The 19,370-nt window shown below is 59.3% G+C and carries 14 protein-coding genes; 2 read left to right on the top strand and 12 right to left on the bottom strand.

The window, feature by feature from the left end:
* Positions 1 to 35: 35 nt before the first annotated feature.
* The 8 genes from IVA92_RS31640 to IVA92_RS31605 all read right to left on the bottom strand — a co-directional run bounded on the left by IVA92_RS31640 (position 36) and on the right by IVA92_RS31605 (position 10,617).
* A complete protein-coding gene (locus IVA92_RS31640; protein WP_247278783.1) occupies positions 36 to 845 on the bottom strand; it encodes a class I SAM-dependent methyltransferase in 810 nt (269 codons plus the stop codon).
* Positions 846 to 867: 22 nt separating this feature from the next.
* On the bottom strand, positions 868 to 2,388 hold the full coding sequence (locus IVA92_RS31635; protein WP_247278784.1) for a glycosyltransferase: 1,521 nt from the start codon (positions 2,386 to 2,388) through the stop codon (positions 868 to 870).
* Between the two features lie 184 nt (positions 2,389 to 2,572).
* Positions 2,573 to 4,744 (bottom strand): glycosyltransferase, encoded by a 2,172-nt coding sequence (locus tag IVA92_RS31630; RefSeq protein ID WP_247278785.1) that lies wholly within the window; start codon positions 4,742 to 4,744, stop codon positions 2,573 to 2,575.
* Between the two features lie 43 nt (positions 4,745 to 4,787).
* Positions 4,788 to 5,672 carry a TylF/MycF/NovP-related O-methyltransferase gene (locus IVA92_RS31625; protein WP_247278786.1) on the bottom strand — a complete coding sequence of 295 codons (885 nt, stop codon included), beginning with the start codon at positions 5,670 to 5,672 and terminating at the stop codon, positions 4,788 to 4,790.
* 8 nt (positions 5,673 to 5,680) lie between these two features.
* Entirely contained in the window at positions 5,681 to 7,024 is a 1,344-nt protein-coding gene (locus IVA92_RS31620; RefSeq protein ID WP_247278787.1) for an ABC transporter ATP-binding protein, read from the bottom strand.
* Positions 7,021 to 7,770: an ABC transporter permease gene (locus tag IVA92_RS31615; RefSeq protein WP_247278788.1), complete on the bottom strand. Its 750-nt coding sequence runs from the start codon at positions 7,768 to 7,770 to the stop codon at positions 7,021 to 7,023. Before IVA92_RS31615 ends, IVA92_RS31620 begins: the two co-directional genes overlap by 4 nt.
* A gap of 47 nt (positions 7,771 to 7,817) precedes the next feature.
* The gene (asnB, locus tag IVA92_RS31610; RefSeq protein ID WP_247278789.1) at positions 7,818 to 9,764 is read right to left on the bottom strand and encodes an asparagine synthase (glutamine-hydrolyzing); all 1,947 of its coding nucleotides are present in this window, start codon (positions 9,762 to 9,764) and stop codon (positions 7,818 to 7,820) included.
* A gap of 211 nt (positions 9,765 to 9,975) precedes the next feature.
* On the bottom strand, positions 9,976 to 10,617 hold the full coding sequence (locus tag IVA92_RS31605; protein WP_247278790.1) for a winged helix-turn-helix transcriptional regulator: 642 nt from the start codon (positions 10,615 to 10,617) through the stop codon (positions 9,976 to 9,978).
* 714 nt (positions 10,618 to 11,331) lie between these two features.
* Between IVA92_RS31605 and IVA92_RS31600 the strand changes: the two genes are divergently transcribed.
* Positions 11,332 to 12,516, top strand: a complete 1,185-nt coding sequence (locus IVA92_RS31600) for a glycosyltransferase family 4 protein (RefSeq protein WP_247278791.1) — start codon at positions 11,332 to 11,334, stop codon at positions 12,514 to 12,516.
* A 696-nt stretch (positions 12,517 to 13,212) separates the two neighbouring features.
* The gene (locus IVA92_RS31595) at positions 13,213 to 14,535 is read left to right on the top strand and encodes a hypothetical protein (RefSeq protein WP_247278792.1); all 1,323 of its coding nucleotides are present in this window, start codon (positions 13,213 to 13,215) and stop codon (positions 14,533 to 14,535) included.
* Between the two features lie 1,156 nt (positions 14,536 to 15,691).
* Here the strand turns inward: IVA92_RS31595 and IVA92_RS31590 are convergent.
* The 4 genes from IVA92_RS31590 to IVA92_RS31575 form a co-directional block, all read right to left on the bottom strand.
* Positions 15,692 to 15,835 carry a hypothetical protein gene (locus tag IVA92_RS31590; protein ID WP_247278793.1) on the bottom strand — a complete coding sequence of 48 codons (144 nt, stop codon included), beginning with the start codon at positions 15,833 to 15,835 and terminating at the stop codon, positions 15,692 to 15,694.
* A 586-nt stretch (positions 15,836 to 16,421) separates the two neighbouring features.
* Positions 16,422 to 17,579 (bottom strand): glycosyltransferase family 1 protein, encoded by a 1,158-nt coding sequence (locus tag IVA92_RS31585; RefSeq protein ID WP_247278794.1) that lies wholly within the window; start codon positions 17,577 to 17,579, stop codon positions 16,422 to 16,424.
* Entirely contained in the window at positions 17,576 to 18,505 is a 930-nt protein-coding gene (locus tag IVA92_RS31580) for an NAD(P)-dependent oxidoreductase (RefSeq protein ID WP_247278795.1), read from the bottom strand. Before IVA92_RS31580 ends, IVA92_RS31585 begins: the two co-directional genes overlap by 4 nt.
* A 3-nt stretch (positions 18,506 to 18,508) precedes the next feature.
* Positions 18,509 to 19,360, bottom strand: coding sequence for a class I SAM-dependent methyltransferase (locus tag IVA92_RS31575; protein WP_247278796.1), 852 nt, complete (start codon positions 19,358 to 19,360; stop codon positions 18,509 to 18,511).
* Positions 19,361 to 19,370: the final 10 nt, after the last annotated feature.

Here is a 19,370-nt window from a genome sequence, read left to right as displayed (position 1 = left end):
GATCCCATGGCGGCAGGGACGTTGCACCGCCCCCGCTATGCATTCCTAACGAACAGGAACTCAGTATTGGCTTCGCCGGTCGCGATCTTCTCGAGTTTGAAGCCCAGCTTCTCGACGAAATCGGTGGCGTCCTTGTCGTAAACGAACTCCATGGGCCAGCCGCCAAGCCAATCGCGGATGTCGGTAAACTTGTTCATGCCGCGCATTTTCTTGTATTCTCGCACCCGCCGTATGAACGCCGGCAAGTTGCGCGGATCCTTGTACATCTCGAAACGCCAGATGTACCAACCGTCCATGAGCCTGCGCTGCAACCAACCGGAAGCAACGTATCGGCGCTTCACATCAAGCCAGAATTCCGGTGTCGGGTCCTTTTGCACGTCGGCCGAGTAGAGTGCGATGTAGAACAGTCCGCCAGGCTTCACACGGCTGGCCGCATTTTGTATCGCATGCCAGACTTCACCCGTGTGATGCAGCACGCCCCACGAATACACCAGATCGTAGAGAGGCAATTTGGCGACGTACGCATCGTCGAGAACCGATCCCTGCTCCGCGGTCCAATTGGCGGGGTTGCCCACTTGCGACTGCACAAATTTGCTGGCCCGGACTGAATCCGCATCATAGTCAAAACCGTCGACCCGAGCGGCGCCTGCATCTAGCATGGCGACCGAATGCAAACCGCTGCCACAGCCAATATCGAGAATGGACAGCCCATCGAGACTGGAACGTCCCATAAACTGAAGGATGTGACGCTTCGAAGTCTGAACCTTCTCCGCGTCAAAATTCTTCTGAATGAAGTCGTGCCAATTCCTTCCGAACTCGAAGCGCTTCTCTTCTCTCTGGTCCATAAAATTGTCCTCTGGAATGCGTTTAACCATACACCGCGAGCGTTTCATCGATCGCACGCTGAACCCCGAAGCGCTTAAACGCGAACTCAGGACCATCTTTCGCCGCGGCTTCTAGCCAAGGGCCATCTCGCAAAAGGCGCACGATTTGGCAAGCACTCGATGCCGCGTCCCAGCCCTGAAGAACCCAGCCTGACTTGCCGTGATTGACAGCCTCTGGTGCGCCGCCGGCCGGCGTCGTCACTGCGGGTACACCCAGGAACTGCGCTTCGACCAAAACGTTCGGAAGCCCCTCCGCACGGGAGGTCAGAAGCATCAGATCCATGCTGGCAATAGCGGCCATTGACTCCTTCAGATGTCCCGCGAAAAATACAGCCCCCGCCAAATCTTCGGCAGCAGCCCGAGCCTCCATGGCCGCGCGCAGAGGTCCATCTCCAACGATCAGAAAACGCACTCCGGGCAGATCTCGGCGGATGAGCGCTGCTATCTCTAGCCACAAAATGGGGCACTTTTCCTCCGTGAAGCGCATCACGGTCCCCACAACCAACGCGCCGGGTTCAATCCCGACACGCTGTCGGAGCTTGATACAATCCGCCTTGTACCCCGCCAGCTCGGACTCATCAAAAGCATACCCGTTGCGAACAACGCCGATCGAGTTCCTGGTCAATCCAAGCCACGCCTCGTAGGCCCTCGCACCGGCCGCGCTGTTGTTGATCATCTTGACTCCCGGCTGACGCGCGAGCCACCGGTAGCTTTCACGCATGTAGGGCTGATGAAAAACGAAATTGATCGGCGGCAGACTGCGTTGCGAGATGATGATCTTTGGAACGCCCATCAGCACCGCTGCGATGCCCCCCTTGATGTTGACTTCGTCGAGCCACAGATGAGCAATCTCGGGCTGTTGCGCCGCCAATGTCTTGGCATAAAGAGCCACGTCGTCCCGCAATTCCGGCGGCAAGGTATCAACGACGGCCCGCAGCGCTGGATCGAGGTTGCTGTCGACTTCAGCGCCGATGACACTGGCTGCAATATCCCTGGACTCCAGCTCCGGCAGGAAGAACCGGCTGATCGGCGTGGATAGGTTGACGCACGCAACGCGGATGTTTGGCTTCCTGCCATCACGAAGCCCCCGCGCCGTGACCACCAGCTGGCGCTCTGCACCACCTGGACCAAGCGTTCCAATCATCATCGTCACGCCGCGCTGCCGCGCAACCGAGTTCCTTGCGCCCAAGATACCGTGCCGTTTCAACTGGGCAGTGAACTGCCTTAGCGCGCGACGATGCCCTCCATCGGGCATCGCCAGGACGAACTTGAGGATTCGACGCTCAACACGCTCTGCGATGCTGAGTTCCGCCGGATTACGCGCCAACAAGGGCCGACAGCGGGCCATCTTCGACCAAGCGAATAAATACACATTCTTGAACGTGACGGATGGAGGCCGGCGCAGCGGGTACCGCCTGATAAATGCAAAAGTGCGGTGTGGCAGACTGCGACGAATCGCCTTTAGGAATGTCCTCGCCACGAATTTTGGACCTGCTGCAAACATGGAAACGGTCCGCTCCGGCGGCCTCCATGCAGCATTGCCCTTCGTTTGTTCCTCCTGGCCCACGTTCTTTGCCCCCTAGACAAACGGCCTGGCAGGCCTTCGTTCACATCCCGCGATCATGACTTGCCCGATCCTGCCTGACAGGCACGACGGGTTCGGCACCACCATCAACCCATTTGCTCGCTCACGATCGATAGATCCAGGACGGGAGTTTGGCCGTAAACCACTGCAGCGCCCAAGATCGTTGCGGTTCATCTGCCTTCTCTGCAGCAGGATAGGCCGGCGGACTCGCGGCCTCAACAATCTCGCCATCAACTGCCGAACGGACGGCAATTCCAGCACGAGCGGCAAGCATCCCGTCGGCCATGAGCTTTACGCTGAAGGATGTCTTGACGTGCTCCGGGGCCAGTTGCGCAGCTTTTTTTCTCCAGCGCAAATTGCCGAGCAAGTCAACGATCGTATCAGCCATAACCCGCGCCGTTGCATCGGGCTTGAATATCTGCCCCGTCTTGCCATCCAGCACCGCCTCGGGAGCACCTCCGGCAGAGGTCGTAGCTACGGGAACCCCAAGTGCCTGAGCTTCGAGAATAACGTTTGGAAAACCCTCGATACGGGACGCCAGAAAGAAAAGATCCATCGCTGCGATTGCGGCGGCGGGACGCAGTTGCAGATTCGTAAATGTCAATGCGCCGGTCAGCCCAAGCTGTTCGGCGCGAGCGCGAACATCATCGAACCGCGCGCCATTGCCCACCAGCAGGAAGCGCACATTCGGCATCTTCTCGCGTATCATCGCAGCGACATCGAGCCAAAGGAACGGACGCTTCTCCGTCATCATTCTGAAAACGCCACCAACGATCAGCGTCTTCTCATCGATCCCCAACGTGGCGCGGTACTGTCTTCTCAAGACCGCTGTTTGGGCATCATTGTCGAGGTCAATTCCGTTGTGCACGACCTTGATCGCTCCCTCAGGGAGCTCCAGCCACTCGGCATACGCTCGCGCACCGGCTTGGCTGTTATTGAGCATCTGCAGGCTCGGTTGCTTTGCCAGGAACCGATAACAATCACGATGGTATCCGTGATAGTAAGGGAAATGGTAGGATGGCATATTCCGGAAACAGAGCAATATTCGGGGAATCTGCAGTACGGTCGCCGCAATGCCTCCCTTGATGCAAACTTCGTCCATCCAGAGATACACTGTCTCAGGATTCACGTCCGCGAGAAGGTCGTAGTAGGTCCTTACGTCAGCGAGCTCGGACGGCAACACTTCGAAGGGATCAGGATTCGGTATCTTGTCGGATCCAGCCGGAGACTTTGCGGCAGATAAGCCAACAATGATCCTGACGCCCGCCTTCTGCAGCCGAGCTCGAAAGAAATTCTCGCGCTCCGTCGCAGGAGGATGGACCAGCGCCACCGCAACTGAATCCACCCCGCGCGATACGATCTGTTCGACCAAGGCGACCATCTGCCGTTCAGCGCCCCCCGGGCCCAACGAACCAATGATCATCAATATTCCACCGCGATCCGGCAACGACTTTGCCGCCGGCACCTTCGACATCGCCTGAGCGGCAAGAGTCTGAAACGTCGTCAATTGCTTCCCATAATCCGTCGCGCGCCCCTTCTGCCCGATGTACAGAAGTCGGTTCCCTGCCCCAGCCTGACTTGGCTTGTTCTGGCGTATGTTCTCAAGCCAATCCGGCAGCGGATCAACGATAGGCTTTCCGCTCCAGAAGGCATCATGCGGGACAAAGATGTTGTCGTCGAATCCGACCTGGTGCGTCACCACTTCATCGAAACCAAATCGCGAGAGAAGCGTCTTCAGCGACGATTGATCGAGTGAGCGTACGTGCTGCCAACGGTGGAATAGCAAATTGCTCACCGGGCAATACGCCATGTCCAGATCGAGGTCTTCGTTGTTAGGGGTTGTGATGACCAACATCCCGCCGGGGCGCACAAAACGCGCCAGACGGTCGAGCGTGGCATCCAGGACTTCGTCCAGGACGTGCTCGATGACCTCGGACATGATCACGACATCAAAGGTCTCCGCCGAGTCATCGCCCACGACGCCCAAGAATCCGTCGAAATTCTCCAGCACACGCTGCAGATTTGCCGCGCGCCCTTTCGACGGCTCGTATCCCGCCACGGTAAGGCCCCGCTGGGCCATGAAGCGAAGAAGGTGACCGTCGCCGGCACCGAAATCGAGAATGCGCCCGTGCTTCGGAAGGATGTGATCGATAGCCGTAATGACGCTACGACCCCCAAGCTTTGCGAAACTGAGTTCGGTCAGCCGGGTCTGCCCCACATTGTCCCAGAACCGATTGACCAGTTCAGGAGTCCACTTCAAGCGTTCCGCAGCCATCTCAGAGCTTTCTTATCATTGAACGAAGCAGCTAAGCTCCATCCTACTGCTTAATCGTGAAGGCCTGTCCGGTTGGCAAGAGCGCGAGGTTCTCGGCCTTCGATTCGAAGAATGCGTCAGCTGCCTGTTTCGCACCCGGGCATGATTTGAACCCGTGGTCGTCGAGCAGGATAATGCCGCCCGCAACCATGCGAGGATAAAAGAACTGCAGCGAGTCGAGCGTAGGCTGGTAGAGATCGACATCGATGTGCACAAAGCGAAACCGGCAGTCGGCCGCCTCTACAAATCGTGTGGGGATCCAGCCCTTGTAGATCCGATAGTTGTCGAACTCTCGCAAGCTCTGCCTCAACTCATCTTCGGCCGCGGTCAGAGAGCCCTTCCGCCAGTAGGTGCCGTCGACGGAAGTCGGCTCAGACAATCCCTCGAAACTGTCGAAGAGATGAATGGAGATCGGCATTTTTCTGAAGGCCCGGCACAGCAGGTAAGCCGTCGCGCCCTTGTACGTGCCGCATTCGGCGGCATCCCCGTCGAGATGTAGCACGAGCTTCAGCAACTCGTTCATCGCATATTTGCGATCAAGCGAATGCCAATTACCTACGTCCATGAACCGCATGTAGTAGGCAAGGAATGTCTCATCCTCAAGGAATATCCGGGCAAACTCAGAGAATTTGAACGTCGGATAGATGGCTGTCGTCAGCGCCTCGGCGGAGAGATAGCGCTCGAATTCTGAGGATTGGGGCTCCAGCCCACGCTTCAAGATCGTAAGAAGTTGAACAGCCTTGTCCGGCGCAAGGCCCTCGATCTCCGCCGCGAGCCGAGCAGCATCGGAGCTGTAGACCGGCGCCGGAGCCGGTTGCACGGGCGCCGGAGCGGATTGCGCCGGGGCCTCGCTCTCGGTCCGCGCGCGCGTTCCCAGCAACGGCGCCATTATTCGCTTCAACATCCTCCGACAGCTCCGCTTACCCGAGCGACATCCTCGCGTTCAGACGAGATCACAATCTCACTCTCCAGATTGACCAGGGCCGTCGTGAAAGCCCCATGCGTACCAACGACCCGGAATTGGATGGCATCCTCGACGAAATCGATCTTTGCTCCATCATGGAGGTGTGCGGCGCCGAGCGTCAAAAAGAAGTCGCCCGCGGCCAACCACATCTTGCAATCGCACGCGATTGTCAGAACGTCGCCGGCGCGGGCCTGCCACGGCACGCCTTGGCTGGTCAGGTTCGTCGCCCCCCATACGACAGTTCCCCTACGGTCCTTGATTGCAAAACCGCAGGACAATGCCGCAATGTCCGCGTCGCAGCGTAACCGCATCGAAAAGCGATAGCTACCTCCACTGTTGAGGAGCGTCGCACGTCGCCCGTGCTCATCGAATATGCCCCAATGGAGCAAGCGCCCTTCACCCGTCCCATATCGAAGCTTCGGCGCGACATCCTCCCCTGGCGGCTCGGAAGCGCCCGCACTCTCGACAGCGACCTGACTGATGGAATTCTCCAGCTCAGGCGGCGGCGCAGCTTCGGGCTCGATCCCCGTCGCGGCCTCCGGCTTTCCAAACAGCAGATTGTGATAGATGACCGATATCGGCCCGGCCTCACCTTCCGCGAAGACGCGCCCGCCTTCCAGAATCAGCGCGCGATCGCAGAAAGTCGTGATCGTGTTGGTGTCGTGGGATACGAGCAATATCGTCGCGTTGTTCTGCTTCAGCCGCTGGATCCAGCCGAAGCATTTCATCTGAAAGCGCGCATCCCCAACCGATAGGGCTTCGTCAACGATCAGGATATCAGGCTCGACGCTGATCGCCGTGGCGAACGTGAGGCGCGCCTGCATCCCGGTGGAATAGGTCTTGAACGGCTGGTCGATAACGTCCTGCAATTCGCTGAAATCGACGATCGAATCCAGCTTGCGCTCGATCTCCGCCTTCGGCATGCCGAGGCACAGGCCGCCCATAAAGATATTCTCGCGTCCGGTGTAGTCCGGGTGAAAGCCAGTTCCGAGCTCGAGGATGGCGGTGATCCGGCCATTGACTTCCAGATCACCCGACGAGCGCTCGAGTGTTCCCGCGATGATCTTGAGCAGCGTCGATTTTCCGGCCCCATTGCGCCCGAGAATTCCGACGATCTCGCCGCGCTTGAGATCGAGATCGACAGCCTGAAGAGCCACGCGCTCGGTGTGGCGTGGAACGCGGCGAATAACTTCGACGAGCGGGTCGATTGCGTGCGCATAGACGCGGTACGCCTTGCGCAGCCCGCGGGCACGAATGGCAATTTCGGTTCGGGTCATAGCGCGTCACCGAAGCCGTGTTTCAAGCGAGAGAACACCGCGTAGCCAATTGCCAAGCAGGAAAACGCACCCAAGGGAAAAACAATCCAGGCCACCGGATGTTGAAAGCCTCCGAAATAGAGCGCGTCTTGCCAGCACCAAACCTGGTAACTGAATAGATTGAGGTGAAAAACCCAATTCATCCAGCTCGGCGTTGCATAGGGATTGAACAGGATGGGCTGCGCGAACAAGTTGACCGCGCAGAAGATCGTCACGATGTCTCGCAAGTCGCGAAAGAAGATTCCGAGGGCCGACAGCATGAGAGCGACGCCGGTCATCGCAACCAGCTGGATCGCAATCAGGAACGGGACTGTCAGAATCATGAAGGTCAGCGTACCGCTGATCGCAGCGTAGCCGATCGTGAACAAGAGCGCGATCGAGTATGGAAGCGCGGAAGCGACCGCAGTTTTGACCGGCAAAACCACAACCGGAAAAATGATCTGCTTCACAAGGCTCGCATGAGCCGTCAATATCGTGGTGGAGCGCGCCAGCAAATCCTGAAACGCCAGCCAGGAGACGATCCCGATCAAGACGTTGACGGCAAAGTCGGGATGCCCGCCGCTGCTGCCTACGCGCGTCGGGAATACATAAGCGAATAGGAGCGAGTACATCAGCATGAGCAGAAGCGGATGGCCGTAAGCCCACAGCGCGCCCAGGAGCTGCCCGGTGTGACGATCACGCAATTCACGCTTCACGAGCTCGGCCACGAGCTCGCGATGCCCATACACCGAGCCAAGAAGTGACGGCGCCGCTATCACAGGGACACCTCCGGATTAGCTGAAAGCCACGCCTGCGCCATCAAGACATTCCACAGCGGATAAGCCCAATTCGCGCCAGCCAGATGCGCCTGCCATCGCTCTTGGATCGGTGCGGGAGTGAACAATTCCTGATCCTTCAAACGTTTCTCAGACAACAATTCTTCCGCCCAGTCCCTGAGCGGCCCTCTCAGCCACTCCGCCAGCGGCACGCCAAACCCCATCTTCGGACGATCAAGCAGCGCACGCGGGACACGGCGATAGAGCACCTCGCGCAACGCCCATTTGGCAACGCCATCCCGGTACTTCATATGCCTGGGCAGGGTCCAGGAAAATTCCACGACCCGGTGATCCAACAACGGAACTCGCGCCTCGAGCCCAACGATCATGCTCGCGCGATCGACCTTCGTCAGGATATCGTCAGGCAGATAGGTCAGCGTGTCGATGAGCATCATCCGGTCGAGAAAATTCGGCACGTCGGTCGGGAGACGCTTGTCCCAAAGCACTCCCTTGGTCTCGGAGGCACCGATCACCAGATCGTCCGGACTGTGCCAATGGCTCAGCATCCCGCGATAGAGTGTGTCGGGATCATCCTCGAGAATAGCCGGGGCGTACCGTTCGACCTTCGAACCAAGACCATTGATCCGCCATCGGCCTGGCAGCACCTGGCCAATCTGGTCCAGGACACGCGACGGGACTGCACGGAGACCTCGAGCCAGCACACCGCGCACAGCCCCCGGGGCGGCGGGGCTGGCGACCTTTCGCATGTCGAGCGCGTAGGCATAGCGGGCGTAGCCCGCAAACAATTCGTCGCCACCATCTCCCGATAGCACGACCTTAACATGCTGGCGGGTCAGCTCGCACACCAGCGCGGTCGGCAGCTGAGAGGAATCCGCGAACGGTTCATCGTACCATTGTGGGAGATGCTCGACCATGTCCAAGGCATGCGAGGCATCGGCGTACAATTCGGTGTGGTCGGTCCCGATATGACGCGCGACCTTGCGTGCAAAGGGCGCCTCATCAAACCCCTTGTCCGCAAAACCGATCGAGAATGTATTGATCTTTCGATCCGCGGTCTCTGCCATGAGCGCGGTGACAAGCGAGGAGTCTATTCCTCCCGACAACAGCGAACCGGTCGGCACGTCCGCAACCAACCGGCGCCTCACCGCATCGGAGAGCAGAGCATCCAGGCGATTGACCGCTTCATTCTCGTCGATCTTTGATTTGCCACGCACCGACTTCTCGACGAGGCCCCGGAGATTCCAGAAGCGCTCAATCGAGACTTCGCCGCCAGGCCCGGTCTTGAGCATGGCGCCCGGTTCGAGCTTGTAGGTATCCTTATAGATCGTGAAAGGCGCCGGGATATAGTTGTGGCGCATGAACGAGGCCATCGCGTTGCGATCCACGACCGGCGCCCAGCCCGGAACAGCGCGCAGCGCCTTCAATTCCGAGCCGAAGGTCAGCACGCCGCCGATCACGCTCCAGTAGAGCGGCTTGATGCCAATGCGGTCGCGCACAAGAACCAGGTCACCCGTCTGCTTGTCATATAGCGCGATGGCGAACATGCCGATCAGGCGCGGCACAACATATTCGATGCCCCATTCCGCGCAAGCCTCAAGGATGACCTCGGTATCCGAGCGGCCTTTGAGCCGACGATTTGTCCGCTCAAGATCGGCCGCGATCTCATTATGGGAGTAAACCTCACCATTGTAGATGATGACGAACCGCCCGCATCCCGACGTCATCGGTTGCGCGCCCGTTGGGGTCAGGTCACGTATCGCCAGACGTCGATGACCGAAGCCCACACCTCGCTCAGTGTCGAGCCATGTGCCTCGCGAATCCGGCCCACGATACGCGAGGCTGTCCGTCATTTCGTCGAGGACACGCTGCGATAGAGGACCCCGGCTGCCTTGCCGAAGTCGCAAGAAACCCGCAATGCCGCACATTAATGCGTCCCTCTCCCCTTGGCGGTAGACACAAACAGATCACTGAAAAAGACGACACGACGAGGACTGGGCATTTTGCACATTCGGTACGGGATCGACGGACAGGACACGATGTTCCGATGACGGGGACCGAGCGGCGTCCGCGGAAAGGCCGGCATTGCAGCAACAGGCATCAAACGCGCCCGCACGATGTACCAAGCATCAATAATGTTCATTGCGACGCATCTTGACTCTCGGAGAGGTTCAGGCCCAGCAGGCTAGGAGCAAGCACACGGCTCCGTCCGTAAAGCCGTACCGCTTCTTCGAAGGCCTGATTGGGATTGGCCACATCGGTGACCATCACAGCGTCGAATGGAACGACAACGCGATCGTAACCAGAAACGACCGGTATCCCGACAAAGCGAGTGTCGCCGGCATTCTGATCGACGATTGCAACGATCGAGACACCGCAATCAACGGCCGACAGCATGGCGATTTCAGCCAGATCCGACCTTCCGCAGAGCACGAGATTCTGGAATTGCTGCGCCTTCGCGAATTGCAGGACTTGCGCGCAATCGGCCTTGGCCTGGCGAAAGAATGAGAAAGAAGACGACAGATACTCCACCGTCAGGCGCGACTTTTCAGCGAAGCCCTTTGGCGTCAGGTAATAGGCGTAGCGGCGCGCCGGCGCCTGACTGACCTTGACAAGGCCCTTCTTAATACATCGCTTGAGATAGGCGTTAACGAGCCCAAGCGCGATACCGAGCTCCTCCGCGATGCGGCGCTGCGATTGCGCGCCGTCATCGACGGAATTCAGCAAATTAAGGACGATCCGTTCGTCCTCGCCGCTCGAATCCGTCAACGCGCGGTCCATTGAAACTCCCCTCCGTCAGCGACAGATAGCGCGTTCACGCTGTGAACGTCAAGCCGATCGTTCACGATGTGAACAATTCAATCTATTGAATTTGCTGATAATTTTGTATCGCCCGAATTGATGTGCCCGGAGACGGGCGCCTTTCTCAGTCTGAATGCGAATGCTCATAGTTTCGGCGTACCGCTCGCATTCGCTCTGCGCTACAACCGGCCGCGTTCGAGCGCCGGCACATGGCCGCACCGTCCCGCCCGGGGTAGCTGCGTGCAATGAACAATCCAAAGCGCGCTGACCGCAATGTCGGTGAACGACGACGCGCTCTCGCAATCCTGCTCCCGCTTTCCGCCTCGGAATGAGTGGTCACCACATCCGATAAGCGCCGCATTGGTGGAGCTGGCGCAAATCAAGAGCAACTGCGTCGAGGCTACTACTCTCATCCGCGCCGCAGCAGCAGGCGCTCTTATAGACCCAGGCGGCACACCAGCGCGCCCGCTCGAGATTTGTGCCGACCAATTCCGATGATGTCGCACGCGCCGCACTGCTGGTGGCCGTGCATTGTCCCGTGGTATGACTGCGGCCCTTCGTGACGATGACGACAATGCTGATCGGCCCACCACTCCGGACTTGCGGCCCTGCCGCTGCCTTCAACACAGATTTCTCATGCGCCCGACTACCGATGACATCCGGGTTTTCCGACAATCCTGCCTCGACTGATCAATGAATCGCCAAGAAACCAAGCTGAAGGGTCGCATCCTCTACATCGCTAACGAGGACTGGGCGTTCTTGCTCAATCGCCTGCCGATGGCGCGGGCGGCGCGTGACGCCGGCCTTGAGGTTCATGTGGCGACCAACGTGAGCAGCGGCGCCGCCTCCATCGAGGCGGAGAACTTTGTACTTCACCGGATTCCCTTCCAACGCGGTCAACGGGCGATGCTCGCGGCTGCTGCAGCGCTCAAAGCCATCCGGGAGGTGGAGCGCGCGATCAAGCCAAGCATCGTGCACCATTCCGGCGTGCAATGCTGCGTCTTTGGCTCGCTGGCTGCGCTCGACCAGAGATTCCCTGTCGTCAATGCAATCACCGGGCTCGGCTACATCTTCACGTCATCGAGCTCGCAGTCACGTCTGCTGAAGCGCGTCCTGACGCGACTGCTGCCTTGGCTGCTCAACCGAAATCGCAGCTACACGATCGTGCAAAATCCCGATGACCGCGAGGCGCTGATGGGGCTCGGTGCCAAGGCCGACCACATGACGTTGATCCCGGGATCTGGCGTTGATGATGAATCATTGCAGCCGTTACCTGAGCCGGCAGGCCCGATCACGGTCGGATTCGCGGGGCGATTGCTGGTCGACAAGGGAATCCGCACGCTGGTTCGCGCCCATGGCCTGCTGCGCGATCAAGGACACGACATCAATCTCATCATCGCCGGAAATCCCGACCCGGCGAATCCCTCGTCCGTGTCGCACGAAGAGATCGAAGCCTGGACTGCGCGGCCAGGCATCACCTGGCTCGGGCACATCGACAACATCGCCTCACTGTGGCGCGCTTCGCATATCGCGGCATTGCCATCATATCGTGAGGGACTTCCGGGCGCGCTGATGGAAGCAGCCGCCTGCGGCAGGCCCTTGATCGCCACGGACACGCCCGGCTGCCGCGAGATTGTGCTTGCCGATCAAACCGGCCTCCTGGTTCCTCTCGAGGACCCGATAGCACTGGCAAGCGCAATTCTGCGGCTTACTGAATCGCCTGAGCTGCGGGCAAGGTTCGGTGCTGCGGCGAGACGCCGTGTGTCGGAGCGATTCTCCGCAAGGATCATCGGTCACACGATCACGCAGCTCTATGGTGACATATTGGCGCGTGGTGAGACACCATTGACTGCTTCGAACGCCCGAACCGATCAATAACCGCGACCTCGCCGATCGTGGCTCACTGAACAAGCGAACTGACGCGGCCGGCGTCAAAACAATCTCACAGGCCATGACCGACCTATCGTGCCCGGGCTTGATACCACCATCAATCTCCGGGCTCCTGCGCCAGCGGCCCGCCTATGATGCGGCAGTTGCCCAAGGAAATCTCGTGAACGCCTCCATGGATCTGGCCCACAAAAACTCCAGCGCAAGCGGAGACGCTGGCTGGATCTAGGCTCCTTGCCGCTCGTTTTACAATTGGCGACTTGTCAACCTGCTTCCTGGTGTTTACAGGATAACGCGATCGTCGAGCAGCGACCAGAGAGTTCCGCTCATGGAAGTAACTCGGGCTCATCCGATCTGGGGCGGCCTCGGTCCCTGGACCAACCATATCTGTGATGACCGGGAGAGCCCAGGCGAACGAAGCAAGCACGGCGCTGGCGCGGAATTGCAGCGATGTTCGCTGAACCGACCCAGTCGCGCGGAGGCGGCAGCCTAGCTCAAGACACGCTGCATCATGCTCGGCATCCGCGCCTTGCGAAAGATGACGAAAGTCATCATGCCAATTGTTGCTTCCTTGAAAGATCCGACGCTTACTCTTGGCCCCGAGCGGGTTAAGTTCTCGAATCTTCGAATCCGCAGGCCACCAGGCACACCCACCGGCCGCGTATGACCTGCAATAGGACTGGCAGCATGAATACGAACGAGATCGCGATAGCGGGCAAGACTTCAACGCGCGTGAGCTTGGGCGTATTGATCAGTCTCCATATCGTCGCCTGCTGCGTCTCGCTCGCCTACCTCAGCCGCAGCTACGGCAACTTCCATATCCTTTATGATCCCGAACTGCTCAACGGCGCGATCGCAACGATCGCCGCGTTTGCCGCTCTCTCCTGCCTGTTCCTCCTCGTTCCATTCAGCTTTGGCTATTTTCTCAGCTTCTATTTCTACACGATGATCCTCGGATACCTCTGGCTGAATTGCTTCTCCCGCTTCGAGTACAATCACTGGCTCAGCGGAGCCTCTGCCGTCGCATCCATGATAGCATTCATGGTGCCATCGCTCCTGGTGACATCTCCGATCCGACGAACGTTCACGATTGGCGAAGCAACCTTCGACCGCGCGCTGACAATTATCTTGGCAGTCGGCGTGGCCACGATCCTGATAGCCGCAAGCTATAGCTTCAAGATGGTCTCGCTCGAGGAGATGTACGACTTCCGCGACAAGATCAGCATGCCCTCCCCGCTCGTCTACTGCATTGGAGTAGTTTCGAACGCCCTGTTGCCCTTCGTCTTTGCTTGCTTTGTGGAGCGGCGGAACTACTGGCGAGCTGGACTGACGCTTTTCCTATTGTTGCTTGTCTACCCAATCACCCTCAACAAGATCGCGTTCTTCACGCCAACGTGGCTTCTTGCCGTGGCTGTACTGACGCGCCTGCTCGATTGCCGGACTGCAGTTGTGCTCTCGCTATTCGTGCCACTGTCTATCGGTGTCGTCTTGTACGTCATCCTCGGCATCAGCGACACGCGCTATCTCGATATCGTCAATCTTCGGATGATTACTACGCCTTCAAATGCGATGGATATCTACAACGATTTCTTCTTCAGTCACCCTCTGACGTCCTTCTGCCAGATTACATTTGTCAAAACTCTCGTCTCGTGCCCGTATTCGGTTCAGTTAGGCGTAGTCATGCAGCAGGCCTACCGGCTCGGTAACTTCAACGCCTCGCTTTTCGCCACCGAAGGGATCGCTTCGGTAGGCCCTCTCCTGGCGCCGATCCCGGTTTTGGCATGCGGACTTGTAGTCGCTCTCGTCAATCGACTTTCCTCGGGCCTCCCTCCCCGCTTCATCCTTGTATCGGGTGCGATCCTTCCCCAGATCCTCCTGAATGTGCCGTTCACGACAACCTTGCTTTCGCACGGCGCCGCCGTTCTTTTCCTGCTATGGCATCTGACGCCCCGCTCAGCGTTTGCATCGCAGAGTGCGAACGTCCGTTCTTGCCGCCGAGGGGAGGCTTGAAGAGCGCCTGGCATTACCATCAAGCGTTCGATGTTGGTTAGCGATTGCATTCGGCGCGAAGCCAACCCTGCAAGTAGCCCTGACCTACCCCGCATCCTGATCTGCAAACTGGACACGACATGTCGAAGCGATTTCAGCGGAGGCTCGTTCTCGCGACCATCTTTGGCGCGATCTTATACATTCCGCTCGCGCTCTACCTCGATACACTTCCGCCTTGGCGTGACCCGGACCCGGGACTCATCCGCCCGCCATTCAAGCATTTTGGGGGCAACGCCTGGCAATATCTGACGCTTATCCCGGGCACCGTCTCGGACAGCAATGAGGCACCCAGCCGATCTCGACTCGAAGTGACGGAAGACCGTCACGCTCTCGGACCAGCTCATACGAAGCACGTGGACATCGCCGAGAAAGGAAACGGACGCTACTCCCATTGGCAATCGTCCTTGATTTTCTCGGCGAGCGACAACAGCGACCCGAATACAAACGGGCGTGCCTACCGAGTCATTGATCCAGAAGCTAAGGATCCCTTCATATCGCTCCGAGTTCCTCATCGTCCAAGTCTGTTGAGCCGGCTATTCCTGTCCAGGTTCGATCACTGAACCTCTCGGTCCTCCCAACTCGCACGGTCCGCATCTGCAAATAGATATTCGCGAGCGGTCAGAACCCGAGGTGCCCAAGAAGCCGATCGAGAGGCCTTTGACCGGACACCGAAGGGAACGCCAGAGCCAGCAGATCAATCCTATCGCGATTGCATTGGCATAGTAGAAAACGACGTCCTGCTTGTTCTCAATGTGCACGTACTCGGGATTCCAAACAGTCGTAATTGTCGGATCGGCTCGATACGTAGCCGTAGATCTGGTCGGCGTTCGCCCAGCCTGCGTTGGTATATTTTCGCGGCGATCTCCGCTCGCAAGATGCCGCGTCGCACGTCGTACCTGTAAGCCGAAATGCCGTAGTCTGGATCAACAGGTAGTCGTGGCCCACCGGCGGCAAACTTTACGAGCACATGGCCACCGACACCGAACGCCCACGCTGCGATTCCAGTTTGCGAAGAATCTTGGAAGTGATCACTGCGCGCTAACCACAGAAGCCGCATATTAGACTAGCGTGCGTTTCTGAAGAAGGCCTTCCGCTCCAATTAGCTGCGCGTCGATCGTCAACTGAGCAAGAGCTGCGGAAAGAACACGCTCAATTGGGTCAGCGAAAAGTCGCCCGGTTCGCAGTTGTAGCTGGTGTAGCGCACTACAAGCGCGATCCGGTTCGCGTAGGTGATATCGTCAGTCTCCGAATGCCGTCTCATCAGATCGGCGTCCGGAACCTCGCCAAGTGTGGGCCCGCTCACATAGTCGTATCTGGGTGCACCAACTTGCCTCGCCATTGCCTAGGCAGAAGTTGCGACGCAGAGACGGCCCCCAACAATATTGCGACGACGGTCCGCAGCAGAGTCGGCCTTCTGAGCCTCGGCAGGGTACTCAACCGATTCATTCGCGGGACGCTTTCGTTGAGGGCGCTCTCAAGCTCCATACTGCACTTGCATGAGACGCAAGAAACTTGGTGTGCTTGGACAGATTACTTTCGCGTAAATAGCTCAATTGAGCTATTTACCATGCAGATTTGACCCGTTAGAAACCTGTAGAAACACTGGTGTAATCTGAAACCCAACAACCACATTCGCTAACCAGACGACGGAGAGCTGAGTGGCTCTGCCGGCGCGCCTGGAAAATCATGGAGGGTTTGCAGGCAGCAGGGATTGCGTCGAGCGCAACTCAAAGATCAAGCGATGAAGAACAGGCTATCGTTCAGCGACGTGTCGGCCGGCTCGACGATCCCGGTGATCTCTTATGAGGTAGCGTGGGATCACGCCTTGCCCCACCGGACGCTGCCCTTCAACTCACGGCGGCTTGCCGGATCGCGTCCGAAAAGCTTCGTGCGAACGCACGGACATTGTCATCCTGGTGGGGGACAATATTTCGTACCGTCGAAGGGGTATTGATCTCAGAAACCTGCATCAGATGATCCGCCAGCCCGACCGGGTCATCGACACCGAAATAGCGGGCGGCGCCCGATGTCTGCTCCCGGTGCACGTCGATATCCGACAGGATCATCGGAACGCCGAACGATTTCGCCTCCTCGACGGTCGTGCTCCATCCCTCAAAGCGCGACGGATTCAGCAACGCGGTCGAAGCCCGCAGCAACGCGTAGACGTGCGGCAACGGGATAACGCCGAGGTGGCGGAAGTTCGCTTCGAGGCCACGCTTCTTGATCTCGGAATTGACCAGATCATAGTAGCCCGGCTCGCGCCGATCTTCCGTGCTGCCGGACGCACAGACCACCACCTCGACCCCACGGCGCTTCAGGATCGTCAAGGCATCGACGACGAGCTGGTGGTTCTTGTGGCGATAGAACTGGTTGGGCAAATAGAAATAGTTCGGCGGCAGATTATGCGTCACGATCACTTCCGACGGGTCTGCCAAGAACGCTTCCGGCGGCTGGGTCGCAAAACGGACGACGCTGACCCGATTTCCGGCCCGCGGATAGCAAGCCCTGAAATCACGCAACGCGCTTTCGCTGCTCAGCATGATGGCCCGCCCGGAGGCAATCTGGATGCGAAAGCCGATCTCGCGGCGCCAGCGTGCTGTCGTGGGAAACAGCTGAGGCAGCGAACGGTGCTGCAGATCCGGAATCCACGCCACCGTCGGGACAGGCAGCCGCCAGCCGAAGAAGCGCGCCGCTTCAACAACAACATCGATGTGGGCGGAACGAAACGCCGTCGCCGCTCCACGATCCAGACCAAGCGCGAGCGCCGCAGCCAGACCGGGCTGCCCATCGAATGCTTCCGATCGGATGACCTCGACCGCCGTTACCGCGGCAAGCTCCGCGACTTCGTTCTCTTCGGCGCCCGTCCCGGCAAAGACGACCGGAACGAATTCGCCGGGCAGAAACCGGGCGAGCGCCGCGAACAGATTGCGCTGATAGTTGTATCCGCCGGCCCAGAGCCGTCGCGAAATGTGACTGAATGCGAACCGCAACGGGCGCGGCGTCACGAAGCCTGCCCCTTGAACCAGGCCACGTAATCGGCTAGGCCGCGATCGAGCGGAATGCGCCAATCGAAGCCGATCTGGCGCAGCACTGCATCGTCGGCAAGCAGGCTCACCGGATCACCGGGCCGGCTTACTCCGGAGTGCCGCACGACGGTGGTGCCTCCCCACTGCCGGATGAGGCCGGCGGCAATATCCGCAACGCTCGTCCCTCGGCCCGAACCGCCATTGATGACCCGGAAGGTCTCCCTCGACGACAGTTCAGCGACACTTGCAAGCAGCCTTGCGACGTCGCGGACGTCGGTCCAGTCTCGGATTTCGTGGCCCGTGCCGCCAAGCGTGAGCAGCGGCTCCTTGGCCTCAAGCCGCGAGCAGATATCCCAAAGCAGCTGTTTGCGCAGGTTGGGGCCGTAGACCGAGAACAGCCGCACGACAGTGCAGCGGATACCAAACGACTGCGCGGAGCTCCGGCACAATTGCTCCATCATGAACTTGTGTTGCCCATAGGGCGACATCGGAGTTGGGATGGCGCTTTCGCCAATCGGGCCAATGTGGTCGGCCCCATAAACGGCCGCACTCGACGCCGCGACCACGGCGCAGTTCGGCGCGGACCCGCGCAGCCACTCCAGTAGTCGCGCGGTGCTCGCGACGGTCCGCGAAAAATCCTCGAACGGCCGCTCGATCGAGACGCCGACGGATGATCCGCCGGCCAGGTGAAATATCCGCGCCGGAAGCCCATGCGCAGCCGCAAGCGCGTTGAGATTGGCCGCATCGATTTCGCCGTTGATCCACCTCTGCAGGCCGAGCCGCCGGGCCTCAGTTGCGTCGAGTGCCCCGTGCCCGACGCCGTGCACCGTATGGCCCGCCCTCGCCAGCTCATGCACGAGATGGCGGCCGATGAACCCGTTCGCGCCCGTGATCCAGACGATCATCGCTCAGGTCTTATGGCAGACAAAGGAGTAGAGCCGGCCCGGTCGATTGTCGAAACGTTCGGCAATCGACAGCAGCGCGCCGAAGACCTGGCGTGACGCAAGCGCAGTTCGCCACAACGGCGCCACCGGAATCTTTTGCGTCAACTTCATCACGATCGCGGCCTTCAAGGTCTCCAGCGTATAGGGAAACAGGTTGATCGGGCTCTGCAGCGGCGCCAGCGTATCGATCGCGGAAAACCCTGCTTTGGTCAGCGCACCGGTGTAGCTATCGAGCAGGAAGGCATGTTCGCCTCCGTAAAGGTGGTGCAACGGATGCTGCGCGAGGAACTGCGGAAGATCAGCCTCCTTGCTGATGACATGCTCGCGCGCTGCGATCAGCATGCCACCCGGCCGCAGCACGCGAAACATCTCACGGCACGCCCCCTCGAGATCGCGCGTATGGTGCAGAACAGCACGGGCAAAGACGAGATCGAATGTCGCATCGGCGAACGGCAGCCGCTCGGAAAACTCTTCGACCACCTGGATCGGCAATTGCGTCTGTTGCGCCAGACCTCGGATCGCCGCCGCTCCCACGATCGCGCTGGGATCCGGCTCGAGCGCTGTCACGGCAAAGCCGCTTCGGGCGAGCGCGTAGCTCGCAATGCCGCGCCCGGCCCCAACGTCGAGCGCGCTTCCGGAGCGCCGGGTCAGCATCGAGGCGACCGCCTGCCACTCGGTGCTCTGGAAATAGCGTTCGGCAGCGCCGGCCAGGGGATCGTCGTAGAATGCGTCGAGCACAAGCTGGCGCTGGCCGGGCTGATTGCGCAGCCAGACCACCGCATCCTCCCAGGTCGCGAATGCTTTCTCACCCGACATGCAAAATCGT

Origin of the sequence: Bradyrhizobium sp. 154 (assembly GCF_023073875.1) — a bacterium.
In the GTDB taxonomy this organism is placed as follows: Bacteria; Pseudomonadota; Alphaproteobacteria; order Rhizobiales; family Xanthobacteraceae; genus Bradyrhizobium.
Note: the sequence above shows the minus strand (reverse complement) of the source record. Positions and strands in the feature narration are given on the sequence as shown.